This window comes from Bartonella sp. CM86QHHN (assembly GCF_042194695.1).
In the GTDB taxonomy this organism is placed as follows: Bacteria; Pseudomonadota; Alphaproteobacteria; order Rhizobiales; family Rhizobiaceae; genus Bartonella.
This window is the reverse complement of sequence record NZ_JBHIND010000060.1, coordinates 234,424-252,962: the sequence shown is the minus strand read 5'-3', so window position 1 is coordinate 252,962 and position 18,539 is coordinate 234,424. Positions and strand designations below refer to the sequence as shown.

General features: G+C 38.3%; 8 protein-coding genes. 6 read left to right on the top strand and 2 right to left on the bottom strand.

Annotated features, from left to right (window positions below; all coding sequences use genetic code 11):
* Positions 1-18 precede the first annotated feature (18 nt).
* The 6 genes from pheT (at position 19) to ACFIKX_RS06850 (ending at position 7,012) form a co-directional block, all read left to right on the top strand.
* On the top strand, positions 19-2,433 hold the full coding sequence (gene pheT / locus ACFIKX_RS06875) for a phenylalanine--tRNA ligase subunit beta (protein WP_375628460.1): 2,415 nt from the start codon (positions 19-21) through the stop codon (positions 2,431-2,433).
* A 290-nt stretch (positions 2,434-2,723) separates the two neighbouring features.
* Positions 2,724-3,632, top strand: a complete 909-nt coding sequence (locus tag ACFIKX_RS06870; protein WP_375628462.1) for a metal ABC transporter substrate-binding protein — start codon at positions 2,724-2,726, stop codon at positions 3,630-3,632.
* On the top strand, positions 3,629-4,459 hold the full coding sequence (locus ACFIKX_RS06865) for a manganese/iron ABC transporter ATP-binding protein (protein WP_375628464.1): 831 nt from the start codon (positions 3,629-3,631) through the stop codon (positions 4,457-4,459). Before ACFIKX_RS06870 ends, ACFIKX_RS06865 begins: the two co-directional genes overlap by 4 nt.
* Positions 4,456-5,322 (top strand): metal ABC transporter permease, encoded by an 867-nt coding sequence (locus tag ACFIKX_RS06860; protein WP_375611406.1) that lies wholly within the window; start codon positions 4,456-4,458, stop codon positions 5,320-5,322. The genes ACFIKX_RS06865 and ACFIKX_RS06860 overlap by 4 nt, the downstream gene beginning before the upstream one ends.
* Positions 5,319-6,224 (top strand): metal ABC transporter permease, encoded by a 906-nt coding sequence (locus ACFIKX_RS06855; protein ID WP_273790250.1) that lies wholly within the window; start codon positions 5,319-5,321, stop codon positions 6,222-6,224. Before ACFIKX_RS06860 ends, ACFIKX_RS06855 begins: the two co-directional genes overlap by 4 nt.
* 401 nt (positions 6,225-6,625) lie before the next feature.
* Positions 6,626-7,012 carry a YbaN family protein gene (locus ACFIKX_RS06850; RefSeq protein ID WP_375611405.1) on the top strand — a complete coding sequence of 129 codons (387 nt, stop codon included), beginning with the start codon at positions 6,626-6,628 and terminating at the stop codon, positions 7,010-7,012.
* 1,464 nt (positions 7,013-8,476) lie between these two features.
* On the opposite strand, the gene pncB is transcribed toward ACFIKX_RS06850, so the two are convergent.
* Positions 8,477-9,781 (bottom strand): nicotinate phosphoribosyltransferase, encoded by a 1,305-nt coding sequence (pncB, locus tag ACFIKX_RS06845; protein WP_375628467.1) that lies wholly within the window; start codon positions 9,779-9,781, stop codon positions 8,477-8,479.
* A gap of 132 nt (positions 9,782-9,913) precedes the next feature.
* On the bottom strand, positions 9,914-18,484 hold the full coding sequence (locus ACFIKX_RS06840; protein WP_375628469.1) for a GH36-type glycosyl hydrolase domain-containing protein: 8,571 nt from the start codon (positions 18,482-18,484) through the stop codon (positions 9,914-9,916).
* Positions 18,485-18,539: the final 55 nt, after the last annotated feature.

Below are 18,539 nucleotides of genomic sequence, written 5' to 3'. Positions count from 1 at the left end.
TTCATGTGAGGTTTTAAAATGAAGTTTACATTGTCCTGGTTAAAAGATCACTTAGAAACAAATGCATCTTTGAATGAAATTTGTGAAAAATTAACCGCTATAGGTCTTGAGGTTGATTACGTTGATGATCGGTCTTCTTTAAAAGGTTTTGTGATTGCAAAAGTTTTAACAGCAATAAAGCATCCTGATGCAGATAAACTCCAGATTCTGTCCGTCGATACAGGGACTTCCACACCTGTTCAAGTTGTCTGTGGAGCACCAAATGCACGCGCAGGTCTTATTGGTGTTCTGGCACTACCAGGCACTTATATTCCAGGACTTGATGTAACATTATCTGTAGGAAAAATCCGAGGTGTTGAAAGTTTTGGGATGATGTGTTCGCAAGCAGAGCTTGAATTATCAAATGAGCATGATGGGATTATTGAACTTCCAGAAGATGCACCTATTGGAGGTTCATTTGCAGCTTATGCTGGTTTAGATGATCCGGTTATTGATATTGGTTTGACCCCTAATCGTTCCGATTGCACAGGTGTTCGTGGTATTGCACGTGATCTTGCTGCCGCTGAAATGGGAAAATTAAAAGAATTATCCTTGTCAAAATTTGATCCTTCCTTTGAAACACCTCTCGATGTTTCATTAGATTTTTCGCAAGATTCATCATTATGTTTAGGTTTTGCTTGGCGTGAAGCGCGCAATGTTCAAAATGGTGCATCACCACAGTGGATGCAACAGCGTTTGAATGCAATTGGTCTGAGACCGATTAATGCGCTTGTTGATATGACCAATTACATCAGTTTTGACCTTGGTCGTCCGCTCCATGTTTTTGATGCAGATAAAATTAAAGGTAATTTGTGTGTACGTCGTGCGCGTGAAGGAGAACAGCTTCAAGCACTGAACGGGAAAATCTATCATCTGGGCCCTAAGAATTGTGTCATTGCAGATGACGAGGGGGTTGTTTCGATTGCCGGTATCATGGGCGGAGAAAGAACGAGTTGTGATGAAACAACACATCGCGTTATTATTGAATCGGCGCTTTGGGATGCGCGAAGCATTGCAGAAACAGGAAGAGCATTAGGTCTTATCAGTGATGCACGTTATCGATTTGAACGAGGTGTTGATCCGGCTTTTATAGACACAGGACTTGAGATTGCAACAGAATTGGTCTTACGTCTTTGTAGTGGTGAAGTATCTAAAAAGAGGATCGTTGGCTATCAGCAACAAGAAATCAAACAGATCGCTTTTCCTTTTTCTGAAATTAAACGTTTAACAAATTTGGAAATAGAACCTGAAAAAGTCATCTCTATTTTAACAAAACTTGGATTTTTTGTTGAAGGAAAAGGAGATGTTATTACGGTAAAAGTACCATCATGGCGCCCTGATATTATGGGTAAAGCAGATTTGGTGGAAGAGGTTATGAGAATTTATGGGTTAGATAAAATTAAACCTATTCCTTTGGAAAACTTTGCAGAAGGAAAAGATCAAATTTTAACATGCGCACAAATTCGTTCACGTGCTACACGTTTGGCTCTAGTGCAACGTGGTATGAAAGAAGCGGTGACATGGTCTTTTATTTCTGAAAATCAAGCTCTTGCTTTTGGAGGAGGTCAAGAAGAGCTTAAATTAGTTAATCCTATTGCTGCTGATATGTCAATGATGCGTCCTTCCCTTTTACCTGGCTTGATTATGGCGGCACAAAGAAATGCTGATCGTGGTTTTTCCGATCTTGCTTTGTTTGAAGTTTCAAGTATTTATGAGGGCGACACCCCTGATAAACAACACCGTGTTGTTAGTGGAATTCGTCGCGGAACAGAGCAATTTAAAGGGGCTGGGCGTTTTTGGAATGGAAATGCAACCGTCGTTGATGTTTTTGATGCCAAAGCAGATGCTTTAGCTATTTTAGAAGCATGCGATATGGATGTTGGGAAAGTGCAGATTGAAGTTGGAGCACCGGATTGGTATCATCCTGGTCGTTCAGGTGTCATAAAACTTGGATCAAAGATTATTCTTGGTTTTTTTGGTGTTTTTCATCCTGCTACATTAGAAAAGTTAGATGTCAGTGGCCCTTTATGCGGCTTTGAAATTTTTCTAGATCGAATTCCAGAATCAAAGAAAAAAACGACCAAAAGCCGTCCTCCTTTGAAACTCTCACCTTTTCAAATGGTGCGGCGTGATTTTGCCTTTATAGCGGATAAAACTGTTGCCTCTTCTCTTATTATTCGGGCGGCAAGTGGAGCCGATAAAAAACTTATTCATTCAGTGCAGGTTTTTGATATTTTTGAAGATTTAAGCTTTGGTGAAGATAAAAAATCTGTTGCAATTGAAGTAACTATTCAGCCCATAGAACGGACTCTAACAGATGAAGATTTAGAAAAGCTTGCCTCAAAGATCGTGGATAATGTTACCAAAATGACAGGTGCATATTTACGCTACTGAGTATTCTCATTTTTTATGAGATATTTTACATGAAGTGGGAGCATTTTTGAGTGCTCCCTTTTTGTTTGGCATTCAAGAGCTATAGAACTTCTTGAAAGGGGACCTCCTTACCAAAACAAGCTGCTTAAATCATCAATTTTTTCAATATGAAAAAACTGTTTTCAAACATCTTGAAAAGTTATTTTTTCTCTTAATCCTTCATTGCAAACGTAAAAGATAACTGCTATTGCTAAATGATAATGCAAATTATTTGCAATAAAAAGAAGGCATATAAAGAAAAGAGAGAATCAATGAACGTAAGAACGTTTTTCACCATAGTTTTGGGAAGTGTTATTTTTTTTACACCCAATTTTGCTTTGTGTGCTGGTAAATTTAAAGCTGTTACGACATTTACTATCATTGCTGATATGGCACGCAATGTAGCAGGTGATGCCGCTGATGTTGAATCCATTACAAAACCAGGTGCGGAAATTCATGAATATCAACCCACCCCACGCGATCTTATGCGTGCTCAGGGAGCTAACCTTGTATTGTGGAATGGTTTAGAGTTAGAGCTTTGGTTTGAAAAGTTTTTTCAAAATATCAAGGATGTTCCAAGTGTTGTTGTTTCAAAAGGTATTGTACCCATTAAAATTGGTGAGGGCCCCTTTAGCGGTAAACCCAATCCTCATGCGTGGATGTCACCGACCTCTGCTTTGATTTACGTTGATAATATTCGCGATGCTTTTGTAAAATATGACCCTGAACATGCTGAAATTTATAAACAGAATGCTGAAATTTATAAACAGAAAATTCGTGAAACGATTGATCCAATTAGGGCTGAATTAGAAGCCGTACCGCAAGATAAGCGTTGGCTTGTGACCAGTGAGGGGGCTTTTAGCTATTTGGCGCGTGATTTTGATCTAAAAGAACTTTATTTATGGCCCATCAATGCTGACCAACAAGGAACACCACAGCAAGTCAAGCATGTTATTGATATGGTTCGCAAATACAATATTCATGCAGTTTTTTCTGAAAGCACTATTTCCCCTGCGCCTGCTAAGCAGGTTGCCAGAGAAACAGGGGCTAAATACGGTGGTGTTCTCTATGTTGATTCTTTAAGTGAGAAAAATGGTGAGGTACCCACTTATATTGATTTATTACGTGTCACGAGTGGGCGTATTAGCAATGCTTTAGTAGAGGGAGTAAAAAACCAATGACGGAATGTGGAATTTTTGCCCAAGGAGTAACGGTAACATATCGTAATGGACATACAGCTTTACGCGAAGTGAATTTTGAAAGTCCAAAGGGTTCTATTACGGCATTGGTTGGTGTTAATGGATCCGGTAAATCAACGTTATTTAAAGCGATTATGGGGTTTGTACGCCCCTCAAAGGGAAAAATTCGTATGTTTGATTTGCCCGTTGATATAGCTTTGAAAAAAAATCTTATTGCTTATGTTCCTCAAAGTGAAGATGTTGATTGGAATTTTCCTGTCTTGGTTGAAGATGTTGTATTGATGGGGCGGTACGGTCATATGAATTTCTTTCGCTATGCCTGTACACAAGATTATGAAGCCGTTCGTATTGCCTTAGAACGCGTTGATATGTTGGCTTTTGCCAAGCGCCAAATTGGAGAACTTTCTGGTGGACAGAAAAAGCGTGTTTTCCTAGCGCGCGCTCTTGCACAGAAAGCAAAAGCTATTTTATTAGATGAGCCGTTTACAGGGGTTGACGTTACAACAGAAGATAAAATCATTGCTTTGTTACAAGATCTCCGTAAAGAAGGAGCAGTGATCTTGGTTTCAACTCACAATTTGGGTTCTGTTCGCGAATTTTGTGATCATACAGTTTTAATAAAAGGTACTGTTTTAGCTTCTGGGTTAACAGAAAAAATCTTTACAAAGGAAAATCTGGAGAAAACTTTTGGAGGGTCTTTGCATCACCATATTTTTGATCTTCAAACCACAAAAAAAAATGATGTTTTCATGGGAAGAAAGCAGTCTGCCGTTTGTGAAGATATTGAAAGAGTGGAGCACGTTGCATGATTTCTTGGTTGCTTGAGCCACTGAGCTATCAATATATGGTGAATGCAATGTGGGTTTCTGGGTTAGTTGGGTGTGTTTGTGCCTTTCTTTCAGCTTTTTTGATGTTAAAAGGTTGGTCATTGATTGGTGATGCACTTTCCCATTCAATTGTTCCTGGTGTAGCAGGAGCTTACCTTTTAGGGTTACCTTTTTCACTCGGCGCTTTTTTTTCTGGTGGTCTTGCAGCAGCAGCAATGCTCTTTTTTAACCACCGGACAAAGCTTAAAGAAGATACCATTATTGGGCTCATTTTTTCTTCCTTTTTTGCCTTTGGGTTGTTTCTCAAATCATTAAAACCAATGGCTGTTAATATTGATACGATTGTTTTGGGAAATATTTTAGCAGTGAGTTCAACAGATATTCTACAATTGGCTTTTATCGGCTTTGTTTCGTTGCTTATATTGCTTTTGAAATGGAAAGATCTTCTTGTTTCGTTATTTGATGAAACGCATGCGCATGCCATTGGATTAAACGTAAAATTTTTAAAGATTCTCTTTTTCACATTGCTTGCCGCTTGTACCGTTGCTGCGATGCAAACCGTTGGAGCGTTCTTAGTCATTTGTCTTGTTGTGACACCTGGGGCAACGGCCTATCTTTTAAGTGATCGTTTCGTAAACATCTTGGTTATTGCAGTTGTAATTGGAACCTTCACAAGTGTCTTGGGTGTTTATGTGAGTTATTTTTTGAATGCACAAACGGGGGGGGTTGTAGTGCTTTTTCAAGCATCTTTATTTGTTTTGGCTTTTATTTTTGCTCCTAAACATGGGTTTATTGCTGCGCGCTTACGCATAAATGCGGCAAAAAAGGGTGTAATATTATCATGATTGATCAATTACTGCTTCCGTTTCAGTTTTCTTTTATGCTTAAGGGTATGCTTATTGTCATGATTCTTTCTATTCCCATGGCGATGCTTTCCTGTTTTCTTATTTTGAAAGGATGGGCGCTGTTAGGCGATGCCATTTCTCATGCAGTTTTTCCAGGTGTTGTTGTTGGTTATATGACAACACCATGGGTAATCGCATTTTTAACTTCTTTGCCATTTGCTTGGTTTCAGCATATGCGTCCAGAGAATATTACAATGACTTTGATTACTTGCGGTGCTTTTGTTGCAGGAATGGTGTGTGCACTATTAACGGGTTTTTTAGGGAGCAATAGCCGTATCAAACAGGACACGGTGATGGGTGTGGTCTTTTCTTCAATGTTTGGTTTGGGGCTTGTTTTAGCCACGTCTATTTATAGTAGCTTAGATTTGAATCATATTCTATTTGGTAATCTCTTGGGTGTTAACTGGCTTGATATAACGCAGACGGCAATCATTTCTGCTGTTGTCACTTTTATTTTAGCAGCAAAATGGCGCGACTTTATGCTGTATATTTTTGACACAGTTCAAGGACGTGCAATGGGGTTACCAATATCTCTACTCCACTATACGCTGCTAACGATGATTTCTCTTACAATTGTTGCGGCTTTGAAAGCTGTAGGTATCGTACTCGTTATTTCTTTACTGATAGCACCAGGAGCAATTGCCTATCTTGTCACAAAGCGGTTTTCTTTTATGTTAATGATCGCGATACTTGTTGCAGCTTTTTCTGGTTTTTTAGGGATTTATCTCAGCTTATTTATCGGCTCTGATTCTGCTTCCACAATTGTGTTGATCTTGACGTTGATTTTTATGGCTATTTTCATGATGATTTTCTTTCGTCGAAACACAGTTCAAGAGACTTGAAAGTGTTAAAATTCATGCATATCAGCCATGCATTTTTATATATTGTTTCTCATTTTTATTTTAATTAGAGTTCGGATTGCTAGATTATTTTTCCTCCTAATATCTAGCAGGTGAATGCAGTAAATTTTCTCCCCCCCAACACTGCATTTTAATTAAGAGGCTGCATTGATTTATTCTGCAGCCTTTTTATTTTTTTCTAAAACTTTTTCTCATTTCTTGAAATCATTTAAAATGATTATAATATTGTGTAAGCTATTCGGTATTTTCAAGGAACTTATAACAGCAAAGACACTTACGCATGAAGGGATAGAGCGTAATTGTACACTCAGACATGTAAACAGAAAAAAACAGATACAATGTTTTTGTATAGGGTTTTGCGTAGAGGAAAATAGTACGAGAAAATGAAAAAAGATTTGAAGATATCGCACCCTTTACGTATCTGCTATTATATAGCAGGGTGGGCGATGGTTATATTAGGTATTATCGGTGTCGTATTACCTATTATGCCAACTGTGCCTTTTTTATTGGTTGCCTCATGGTGTTTTACGCGTTCTTCTCCACGTTTTCATCAATGGTTGAATAATCATCGTATTTTTGGTCCCCCTATTAAGCGATGGGAAGAAAAAAAAGCAATCTCTCCATTCGTTAAAGTTTTTGCAATGATGAGTATGACAGGAGGATTTTTATCCTTTTTTGTAATGCTACACCCTCCTTTGTGGATTTCTTTACTTGTTGCGGTTATATTATTGCTGATTGCCATTTATATTGTAACACGTCCATCTTCCTAATGATAAAAAAGGCTTTATGGGATACTCTTTTTAGCTTCAACTTATTTGTAAAAACTATGAGAACTTTTAAGTTTTGAATATAAGCTCTCCATTTCCAAAATGCATATGAAATAGCAAGCTTTTTGAACGCAATTAATTAATAATATGTTTGTGAAATAATTTTTATGAACACTCAAAATGTTCTCACTTGGTAAACAATGATAAATCACATTCATGGAAGAGAGTCATTATTTTTGTAAAGCATGTTTGTATGAATCTCTACATATACATCATTAAAAAGTCATTGATATGATAGTCATTTCTTTCTAAAAGACATTTCGTTTGTTTTCATATCTCTTAATGAGGATATAATACAAAGCTTACTAAACACCATCATTTTTATACTTATACAGTTAAGAAGCCGGTCTATTATATCAATCTTTAATGTTACATCTGTTATTAACTTAAGAATAATTCATAAGAAACAACAGAGTTTTTCAAATGGTTTTATATATACACGCATTCTTATTATAATATGCGAATAAATAATTTCTCTGTCTTTGTATAAAGCTTATTCGAAATAAAAATATTATTGCATTCTCTGTTTTTTAATGAAGTCATGCCCCTCACGTAAAACAAAAGGTCTCCCAAATCATGTTATTTACACATTTATTTTTAATGAAACATTTCTCAACGCTTTACTCATTTCATAATAGCAGACTATACATGGATAAAGTAAAATCTCCTGTAACATGTATAAAATCTATTTGAGCACCATCATCCTTGCCTTTCAAAATGCACACCAATAGTCACCATGCTATTTGTCATCCTCCAATGTTGCCTTAGTAATTCCTAATGCTACAATTATAGCTTGTCATCTGGTTTTGTATATTTTGACACTAGATTTTGTACCAATTTATTTTTTTCAAAGAGTTTAAAGATGTTCTCAAAGGGTTTTGAAAGCCTTTTCTCATTTTTACTTATGGAAACGCACTTTTTTCTGATTTTCGGTAATTTTTGCAATTTTAGGTGTCAAAATCTATTTTGATAAAACGCGCATTGAATGGTCAAAATTGTACATAAAAACAACAAATTACCACGTATTCCTACTTAATCCAACCTCTTCCCACTTAGTATAAAACCTACTGTCAAACTACAACAATAACCCTTAGAACTTGAAAACCTTCATACATGCAAGGAGATGAGTGTGCTTGATTTAACAGGGTTAAAATGAGAAAATCTCCTTGGCTAAACTTCCTTGGCACGTTAAGTATTTTTTTAATGCGTTGTAAATATTTTTAAGTCTTATCTATCGCGCCTTATGTAAGTGAAGCGTATGCGTGGTAGGCCAAGTAGAATCTGCTCAAAAACAGCCGAACTGTTTACAGACCAGCAAAGGTTAAAAATCCTCGTTTTAAGGCAGGACAAAAATCAATCTTATAAACAATATGATGGATCAATATACTTGTTTTAAAGAACCGGAAACTATGTTTTTATAGGTCTAGCAATTCGCTTTTTATTACCAAAAAAATTGAGATAACGTTGTACTTCTTTTGAATCACCGATCGTTTTTTCAGGATTATCTGAAAGTTTTACGGCTGGTCGACCATTGGCATAGGTCACCTTACAAACAAGGGAAAGAGCATCAAGAGTTTCGATTTCCTGAGGTGCACAGCCTGTAAAATCATTGGTAAGATCCGTGCCCCATCCAAAACTCATGCGCACTTTACCATGGAAATGATGATAGGTTTTTTCAATTGTATTGACATCAAGAGCATCAGAAAAAATTAAAAGTTTTTTGCGTGGATCTTTTCCTTTTTCTTTCCACCATTGAATAATACGTTCACCACCTTCAATAGGAGGCGCACTATCGGGTCTGAAACCCGTCCAATCAGCGACCCAATCTGGTGCATTGCGTAAAAATTCTTCTGTACCAAAGGTATCAGGTAAAACAATGAGAAGATTTCCACCATAATAACGATTCCAATCTTGCAAGACTTGATACGGAGCTCTGCGTAATTCATCATCGTTGTTGCTGAGAGCCGCAATAACCATAGGCAATTCGTGTGCATTGGTTCCAAGAGCTTCTAAATCCGTATCCATGGCAAGAAGAACATTAGAAGTTCCAGTAAAAGAATGACCAATGCCTTCTTTTAATGCTTCCACACACCAGCGCTGCCATAAAAAAGAATGGCGGCGCCTTGTCCCAAAGTCAGATATTTTAATATCAGGCAATTTTTTGAGACGTTCAACTTTACTCCACATTTTTGCTTTAGCACGCGCATAAAGTACATCAAGAGCAAAACGATCTAGTTTTTTGAGAGCAGCACGTGAACGTAATTCACTAATAATAGCAAGGGCAGGAATTTCCCACATGGAACTATGGGCCCAGGGTCCATGAAAATGAAGGATATATTGGCCATCTTTGCGGGTGAGTTCATATTCTGGAAGTTGAAAATTCTCAAGCCACTGAAGAAAATCCGGTTCAAAAATTTGTTTGCGTCCATAAAATGTATTACCAGCAAGCCAAATCATTTCTTTTTTTGTAAAGCGCAAACTAAGAGCATGATCAAGTTGGGCACGCAATTCACTCTCATCAATATCATCGACAAGACGTATTGTTTTAGAGCGATTTATGAGGGAAAAAGTAACATTAACATTAGGATATAACCCCCAAATCATCTGCACCATTAGAAGCTTATAAAAATCCGTATCAAGAAGTGACCGAATAATGGGATCAAGTTTCCAAGTGTGATTGTAAACACGTCTAGCAATATCCGGATGATTCATAACCTTTTTCTTTCATTTTCATAAAATCTAAAATATTATGCACCAACACGGCTAATATAGGCGGTGCAATATAACAACTCTACAGTTTTGGACAAGAATAAAAAGTCTGCTCTCTTTTTTCATCTTTAATCTTTAAGATTTGACAATACGTATAATTTCATGCTGACCTGTTTTTTGTAACTTTATCCCTGTATGAACTTCGGTATATTCTTTTCTATTAATATAGAGCATATTTTTAGGTCCCCATTTTACTTTAATGCAATAAACGGCATCATAAAACTTCATTGTTGCTTCATATTTTGGCCAAATAGAGGGTAAATGTGGCTGCAAAAACAATAGGTCTCCCTGACGCTGTATTCCAAGAATAGCTTGTGTTGCGGCGCGATAAAACCAACCGGCTGAACCTGTATACCAAGTCCAACCGCCTTGACCACATCGTGGTTCAACAGCATAAATATCTGCGACCATTACATAAGGTTCAACACGATAAATTTCAGGATCTTGTCCGTGGGTAATTGGGTTTATCATAGAAAATAAAGCATAAGCTTTATCGTTTTGTTCCATTTCAGCCAACGCAAAAATACTCCAAATGGCACCATGCGTGTATTGACCACCATTTTCTCGAATTCCTGGAGGATAACCTTTTATATAACCAGGCTCGAGCGTACTTTTATCAAAAGGCGGCCAAAAAAGGCGAATGAGTCCGCCTTTTTTATCATAGAGATGTTCCAACATTGATGTCATTGCTTGTTTTTGACGTTCAGGCGATGCCATTTGAGAAATGACAGCCCAAGATTGAGCAATGGTATCAATTTGACATTCATCATTGATTTTAGAGCCAAGAGGTGTTCCATCATCAAAATAACCACGTCGATACCAAGCACCATCCCAACCATTTTTCTCTAGGGATTTTGTTAAATGTTCAAGGTACGTACTCCATATTTGCATATGGCTATTGTCACCACGTTTTTTGGCTAAAGAGATAAATGCTTGTAATGTGTACCCAAGAAACCATCCTAACCAAATGCTTTCGCCTTTTCCTTCCACACCGACCAAATTCATGCCATCATTCCAATCCCCACCTAAAATAAGAGGGAGACCATGTGGTCCGCAGCGTTTAATGGCAAGGTCTAAAGCTAAAACACAATGTTCATAAACTGTTGCAACCTTTGGGGATTGGGTGGGTTGAAAATAAGCATCCTGTTGCCCACTTTTGAGAACATCACCTTCAATAAAAGGAATGAGCGTATCAAGAAAAGCGTCATCACCAGTGGTAGTGACATAGAGAGCTGTTGCATATGCAAGCCAAACGATATCATCAGAAATGTATGTACGAACACCAGCATTTGTGTCAGGCAACCACCAATGTTGCACATCACCTTCAAGAAATTGGTGCGCTGCTGCATTTAACAATTGTTCACGTGCTAATTGTGGTTCCAGCAATAACAAAGACAAGCTATCTTGTAACTGGTCACGAAAACCAAATGCACCACTCGCTTGGTAAAAGCCTGCGCGTGCCATGATGCGGCATGCGTAGATTTGATAAGGAAGCCAATGGTTGACCATAAGATTAAAAGAAGCATCAGGTGTTTTGACTTGAAAAGGAGAAACAAAATCACTCCATTGTTGTTTTTGTTTTGTGAGCAGAATTTCAAAATCACTTGCACGTGCTTGATCAAGTAGTTTTTCAGCTTCTTGCCTATTTTCAGCACTGCCAAGATAGAAGATGATTTCTTTTGTTTGCCCTGGTTGAAGATCAATATCATAGGCGAATGCTGAACAAGGATCACATCCTGCTTCAATGGTATTCGAAAGAGCAGCGGCTTTACGGATCGCATTTGGACGTGTTACGGTTCCCGTTGCACCAATAAATTCAGCGCGATTGGTCGTAGTGCTGGTTGGCATTTCGGACGCTGATAAAAATGTAACTTGTTGAGATTTCTCGATGTGATAGGGATTTTGAATAAAATGTGCACCCCATCTGGTCTCATAAGAGGAAACAATAAAGGGGGCATATTTTGTACGGACATTTCCCAAAACCCATTCAACATAATTATAAAGGCGTAAACTGCGTGGTTTTTTCCCTTCATTCGTAAGGATAAGACGTGAAAAGCGAATAGGTTTTTCGGGATCAAGTGTATGAGTCAATTCTAATGCGATTTCTGAATGTGTTGATTTAAAAGTTGAGAATCCAAACCCATGACACGCCTCATAGACAATATTTTCGTCACATTCAACAGTAGAAACGGGTGAGAAACGTTTTAAAGACTGGCGATCAACCAGATAAAGAGCTTCTCCTGGTCGGTTAGACGTTGGATCATTCGCCCAAGGAGTTAGTTGATAATCGCGGCTATTGTTAGCCCAAGTAAAAATTGCACCTTCAGCAGAGACATGAAAACCAAATCTGTGATTAGCAATGACATTAATCCACGGATGCGGTGTAGTGGTACGTCCATGAAGACGTATTACATAATGATTGTGCTGATTAAAACCACCGTAACCATTCCAATATCTTAGATCTTCTCCATTTGGGAGAAAAGAGGATGGTTTTTGTTGGCTAATAAGACCAATGGAAGAAAAAAGATTTTGTTCAGTTTGTGTTGTAAATTGCTGTCCTTCGTTATATCTTGGCAAGTCTAATTGATCATAAGGTTCTTGATAATTTTTACGAACTGTGAGATTAAAATCATTCTCATCAAGTCGTTTAAGTTGTTCAGATAAAGAGCCATTTTGGGCATCAAGAACGATACGCGCTGATGCAAGAAGCGTTTTAAAACTCTGTTCACTCATTTGATCGCGTCGAAGCATGAAAATATGTTGGCGTTCATCTGCTTTTTGCGTGTGGTGATAATAAGATTCACAGACCCACTCAAGAGCGCGTTGTGTACTTTGTATATAAGAAAATGTTTGTTCATTAAGAATGACCAAATCAACAATGAGTCCACGCATACGCCAATATTCATGTGCTTTAAGGAGCTCGCGCAGTACAGTTATATTTCCCTCGTTATTTAATCTAAGAAGACAGAGTGGATTGTCTCCTGAGATAGACATGGGCCAAAGATTAGACTGTTTTCCTAGCGTTTTTGCTAATATTTCAGAAGGAAGACGCCACGTTCTTTCTGGATAAATAAGTGGTGTTGCATATTTTTGATAGACAATAGCTTCTTTAAGCTGGGTTCCGCTCTGATACAGTGCGACTTGTGAGCGCGTCCATGCCATTGAAAGTTCTTTTTGAAACATATCAGGTTGTCGATAATGTTTAATATGATTATTTAGCGCTTCTTTTGTATGAGCAGCAAAAGTCCAAAAAATAAGTTCTGCTTTTTCATGGGCTGGAATTTTTATACGGCATCGCAATGACATAACAGGGTCAAGAACACAACCTTGACTGTTACTGAAACGAGCATTTTGGTCAAATGCAGCAGGACGATGAATGGATCGCCCCCGACCAATAAACAGAGAGCGATCTGTTTCAGCTTCTGTCTCTTGGAGAATATCTGTTGTACTAGAAACAAAATGAGCAACATAGATTTCAGGGTCACTAGGCGAGCGTTTGCGCCTTTTGGCAAAAATTGTTTTACCTTCTTCAGTAATTTCTGTCTCTATAAACATACGGGAAAAAACAGGATGAACTTGGTCTGTATCCATCGTGGCAAGTGCTAATTCACCATAAGAAGTCACTTCAATGAGTCGGTCTTTATTTGTCGTATTCATCAGTTGAATACGTCTCCCTTCGCCACATCCTTCAGATGTAATAAGACATTCAAGTGTTGATTTAATACCATCAACCATTTTTGTATATTCAGCCTTTTCATCTGTAAAAATGCTGACAGCGTCTTCTTCAATAACACGTGTTGGCTCACCAGTAACAGACCACCACCGTCCACTATGCGTATCACGTAAGAAGAATAAAGTACCTTGTTGATCTTCTGTTGCATCAGGAATAAAGCGCGTAATCGCATAATCGTGCCAACGACTGTAACCAGAACCGTTCGCTGTTAACATGGTAGAATAAAAGCCATTAGACAAAAGTAAAGTTGCTCGTGGTTTGAGTAACGGGTTTGTAATAATGCGCAAAGGGGCTGCGTCAAATGCTTGAGACTTATTGCGCATACGATTAACAGCTTTGGTATGAATAATAGGAATGAGATGAGGCGCTCTTTCCTGTAAGAGCAATTGTGTTGCTTCAATAACGGGATCACGGTGAAAACGATCACGCATTCGCCCTTGAAAAATAACATTGTTAAGAGCAAGAATAGACATGCCATGATGATGCGCATAATAATTGCGTACAATGGCGTATTTTTCCCCTGTTTTCACACGTGTTGGAGTAAAATCAACAGAGTCATAATAACCATATGTTCCTAAAGCTCCAAGATCACGGAGTCGTTTTAAATTAGCGACAGCGCAAGCAGGAGCATATTGTGCCGCTAGAAGGCTGGCATAGGGAGCAATGACAGCATTGCGTGAAAGACCACGTTGGAGTCCGAGGTTTGGAACACCAAAATGAGCGTATTGGTAATTCATTAAATGATCGCGAGCATTAAATGCGGCTTCTGAAATACCCCATGGCAATTCCCGTTTATGGGCATATTGTATTTGACAACGAATAATCAATCGATTTGTTTGATCTAGGAGAGATCCTAAAGGTTCATGCATTACGAGAGATGGCATAAGATATTCAAACATTGATCCAGACCATGATAGGAGTGCACCTTTCCCACCTATGGGTACGAGAAGTCGACCAAGACGAAACCAATGTTTAAGTTTTATATCTCCTTTTGCGATGGCAAAAAAGCTTGCAAGACGTGCTTCTGAAGCAAGTAGGTCATAACAATTTTCATCGAGTTTGTTTTCTTGAACACGATATCCTATGGATAAGAGATGCCGTTTAGGCTGTTCTAAAAAGTCAAATTTCATATCAAAGGCTATTTGCCGTGCCATTATAGCCAGCCTGTTTAGTTTTTTACTTAATTTTTCAGTATCACAATGAGCAGTCGCATCATTATGATGAGCGTTACAGGTGTCGATAAGGCATTTAGCCCAAGAAAGCGCACCAGCAGATTCTATCGTTTGAATTTTGTGGTCAAGTTCACCGACTAAGTGCACAATATCGTGGGCTGCAAGTGAAAGATCTATGATGTGAGAAGGGACCGTATTTTCTTGTTCTAAAAAAGTGAAGACAGAGTCATGAAAACGAGTGATGTTTTCTTCGATTTTTTGGCGTAAAGAGCGTAAACTGGGTTGATGATCTGGAATTTCTCTGACAGTTTCTTCAAGAATAGCAAGAACATCCGATAAGCCTTCTCGATCACTTTGGAAAAAAAGAGGCGGTTTTTCAGCCCATTCACTTAAAGCAGAAGAGAGTGTTACCAAATGACCGGCAAGATTTCCTGAATCAACGGTTGATACATAAGTAGGTAAAAGAGGCCTGAGTGTATCCGTTTCATACCAATTATAGAGATGACCACGAAACTTTTCCATTTTTGTAAGAGAGCGTAATGTACATTCAATACGGGTGATGGTCTCTTCAAAACCAATCCAGCCAAAATCACGTGCTGCAATAATAGAAAGGAGATAAACCCCAATATTCGTAGGCGATGTACGTTGAGCAACAAGAGGTTCAGGATCTTCTTGAAAATTATCGGGAGGCAAATAGTTGTTTTGTGCATTGACAAAGGTTGCATAATAAAGCCATGTCCGACGTGCAATAGAACGGAGTTTTTTTTCATCTTTTGAAGAAAGATCAAGGCTATCTTGAAAGGTTGAAGGTTGACTCACAATCCAAGCAATGAAGGGTGAAAAAAACCATGCTATCCCAAAAGGCAAAGCAACCAAGCTTGCAAAACTATCAGAAAAAAGAGGGAGTGCTATAGTAAGAATACCAATAAGCGATGCTGGTGCCATTGTAAAAACATAGAAACGCAAACTATTGGGTATTGATTTTGTTGCGGCAGAAGTTTTCCATTCAAGAAGATGCTGTTTTGAAATCGTCATACGATAGAGTGTACGAATAATCGCATCGGTCATAAAATACGCCGAATGAGCAAGAAACGTCGTTTTAAGAAATATATCAGCGCTTGTAAGAGCAATTTTGTTCCAAATTAATTGAAAATGTCCACGCAAAGAATGATCTATATTGGATGAGACAAGCGTTTTTAATACACATAGAATGGGTGAAATGAAGGAGCTAAACAACAAGAATAGTTGCCAGACGATTGCACTCTTTAAAGACAAAAAAGCCCATCCTGCAAATGCTGCGATTAACCACATAAGTGGCGTGAGAGAACGACGTAAATTATCCTGCATTTTCCAACGCGTCACGGAACTTATTTGACGGTGGGGAAAAAGATAAGGCAAAAGCTGCCAATCACCGCGGACCCAACGATGATAACGCATAACATCAATATTGTAAGCGGTTGGATAGTCTTCAATGACTTCTATGCTACTTACCAGAGCAGTACGAGCATAACCTCCCTCTAAGAGATCATGGCTAAGAATAGTATTTTCTTTAATTTTGCCATCAAGCGCTTGTTCAAATGCATCAATATTATAAAGACCTTTACCGATAAAGGTGCCTTCTCCTAAAAGATCTTGATAAGTATCAGAAACAGCAAAAACATAAGGATCAATGCCACGGTTTATAGAAAAAACCCGTTGGAGAATTGATGTTTTTTTTCCTGTTGTAAGAGAAGGAATAATGCGTGGTTGTAAAATGCTATAGCCCTTTACAACCTTTCCACTTTGTGGATCAAAAACGGGATAATTGAGTGGATGGTTAAGCTTTCCAACAAGTTTCGCGACGCTCTCTGGAGTAAGACGTGTATCACAATCCAGCGTCATAACAAAACGGCAATCCATGGGAAGATGTGGATTGGGAGGATAAAAGCTTGTATTTTTATCGCCTCTTAAGAGCCGATTAAGTTCATGAAGTTTTCCTCGCTTTCGTTCCCATCCCATCCAACATTTTTCGCTTGTATTATAAAGGCGTCGGCGATGTAAAAGGAAGAAAAGCGGAAGTTCATCACGATGATAACGACTATTGAGTTTATCAATACTCTTTTGCGCATAGTGCAATAAATCAAGATCATCTTGCGTTTCTCTCAATGGAGCATCCACCCAATCTGTAATGAGTGCAAAATGAATGGCACCTTTAGGATTGGAAAGATAGTGCACTTCAAGATTGCGCACTTGTTCATCAATGTCAGCGCGTGATGTCATCAAAGTAGGTACAACAACCATTGTCCGTGCATGTTTTGGAATACCTTCTTTATATTCATAACCAATGAGTTGTTTTGATGGGACAAACCACGAAACAACAGTGTTAAATAAAGCAAAAGCAGCATCGATAGCAGGAAAAAGCGCCAATCCAGTAAAGCAAAAAGACATCCATTGTGTCATGCCAGATAGCTGTAAAAGGGCGTAAATTACCAGCAAAAGAGCAAGCGTCAGAAGAGAGACAGGAACGGCGATGACTCTCAATTTTGAGCAACAGGAAGCGCGTGTCCATTTTATGAGAAAGGGCGGAATATACCCACAAGCCTTTTCAAATATGCCACGACCATCATCAACAAGGTACCACCCCACACAAGAATGATGAGGCATATCTTTAGAAGTGGAATTTGCCATTTCTACAACTTTATGTGCAACTTCCAGTTCACTAAGAGGCGAAAAGCGAGAAACTTTTTCAATGACTTGTCGATAAATATTGCGTGAGTGAGCATCAATTTCAGAAAAATCACTATTTTTACGCAAAATAGAATCGACACAACTCACTGTTTCAAACCATGCTGTCCAATCAACATCATCTATAGCTTTAAGAGAACAGATAATATTTCCCATGGTCACACCATCTGCTGCTTGTCGGGTATGTTCATCAGCTGTTGCAATCTCTAAGCTACTGCCTTGGCTTTTCAATTGCTTTTCAAGCCAAGTTAATGCTACGGTTGAATCGACAGATGCACTGCGCAGGCGATAGAATAAATGTGCTGAAAAAGTTGGATCAACAGTAAATGGTTTATACTGCGTAAAAAGAGAGTGTAGATTTGTTTTATTTTCTACAAGAGAAATTTTATCAGCTACTTGACTAGCAAGATGGCGCATATGTCGCGCTTTTTCGATACGTACTGAAAGACGACGGACATTTTCAATGAGCAGCATTTGCATAACTGAAGGAAGAGCCCACAATTCACCAATTGTGAGCGCACAAACTTCTTGAAATCCGTTGGTCATAGCAGTGAGTGTTTCTTGTGAAAAGCTGCTATCGGTATGCGCAATATAAAGCCAAGTTAAAGCAAAAATTCGTGGTATTCCGGCTTTGTGTGTAGAAAGAGGAAGTTGCTTTATGAAGGACTTGGGTAGATTACGACGTAGCTTTTGTATGGTTTTATCAATGGTGTAATGATTATCAATGAGCCATTGAGCAGATGGTGCGATGGTTTCATCATTTCGAGCAGCAAAATCACTGGTATGAAAGGCATGAAGAATAAGTTTAGCATTTTCATTCAATCTCTTGCGAAAATCTCCTACTCCTTCATATTCAGGGAGTAAAATTTCTTTACCAGAAGCTATATCATGCCCTAAGTTATAAAGATCTTCCTGTACCTTATAAATTGCACGAAGAGGAAAATCCGTATTAATAAAATGATCTTTTTTCTCTTTTTGAGAAAAAAAGCACTTTATGAAAGGTATTATGCACGTCATAGTGTCCCATTGTTATTCAATTACATTGTTTTTTATTTAAATTTTAAGCATTTTA

Coding starts and splice junctions, on each gene's coding strand:
- pheT (WP_375628460.1), top strand. CDS start 19: ATGAAGTTTACATTGTCCTGGTTAAAAGATCACTTAGAAACAAATGCA.
- ACFIKX_RS06870 (WP_375628462.1), top strand. CDS start 2,724: ATGAACGTAAGAACGTTTTTCACCATAGTTTTGGGAAGTGTTATTTTT.
- ACFIKX_RS06865 (WP_375628464.1), top strand. CDS start 3,629: ATGACGGAATGTGGAATTTTTGCCCAAGGAGTAACGGTAACATATCGT.
- ACFIKX_RS06860 (WP_375611406.1), top strand. CDS start 4,456: ATGATTTCTTGGTTGCTTGAGCCACTGAGCTATCAATATATGGTGAAT.
- ACFIKX_RS06855 (WP_273790250.1), top strand. CDS start 5,319: ATGATTGATCAATTACTGCTTCCGTTTCAGTTTTCTTTTATGCTTAAG.
- ACFIKX_RS06850 (WP_375611405.1), top strand. CDS start 6,626: ATGAAAAAAGATTTGAAGATATCGCACCCTTTACGTATCTGCTATTAT.
- pncB (WP_375628467.1), bottom strand. CDS start 9,781: ATGAATCATCCGGATATTGCTAGACGTGTTTACAATCACACTTGGAAA.
- ACFIKX_RS06840 (WP_375628469.1), bottom strand. CDS start 18,484: ATGACGTGCATAATACCTTTCATAAAGTGCTTTTTTTCTCAAAAAGAG.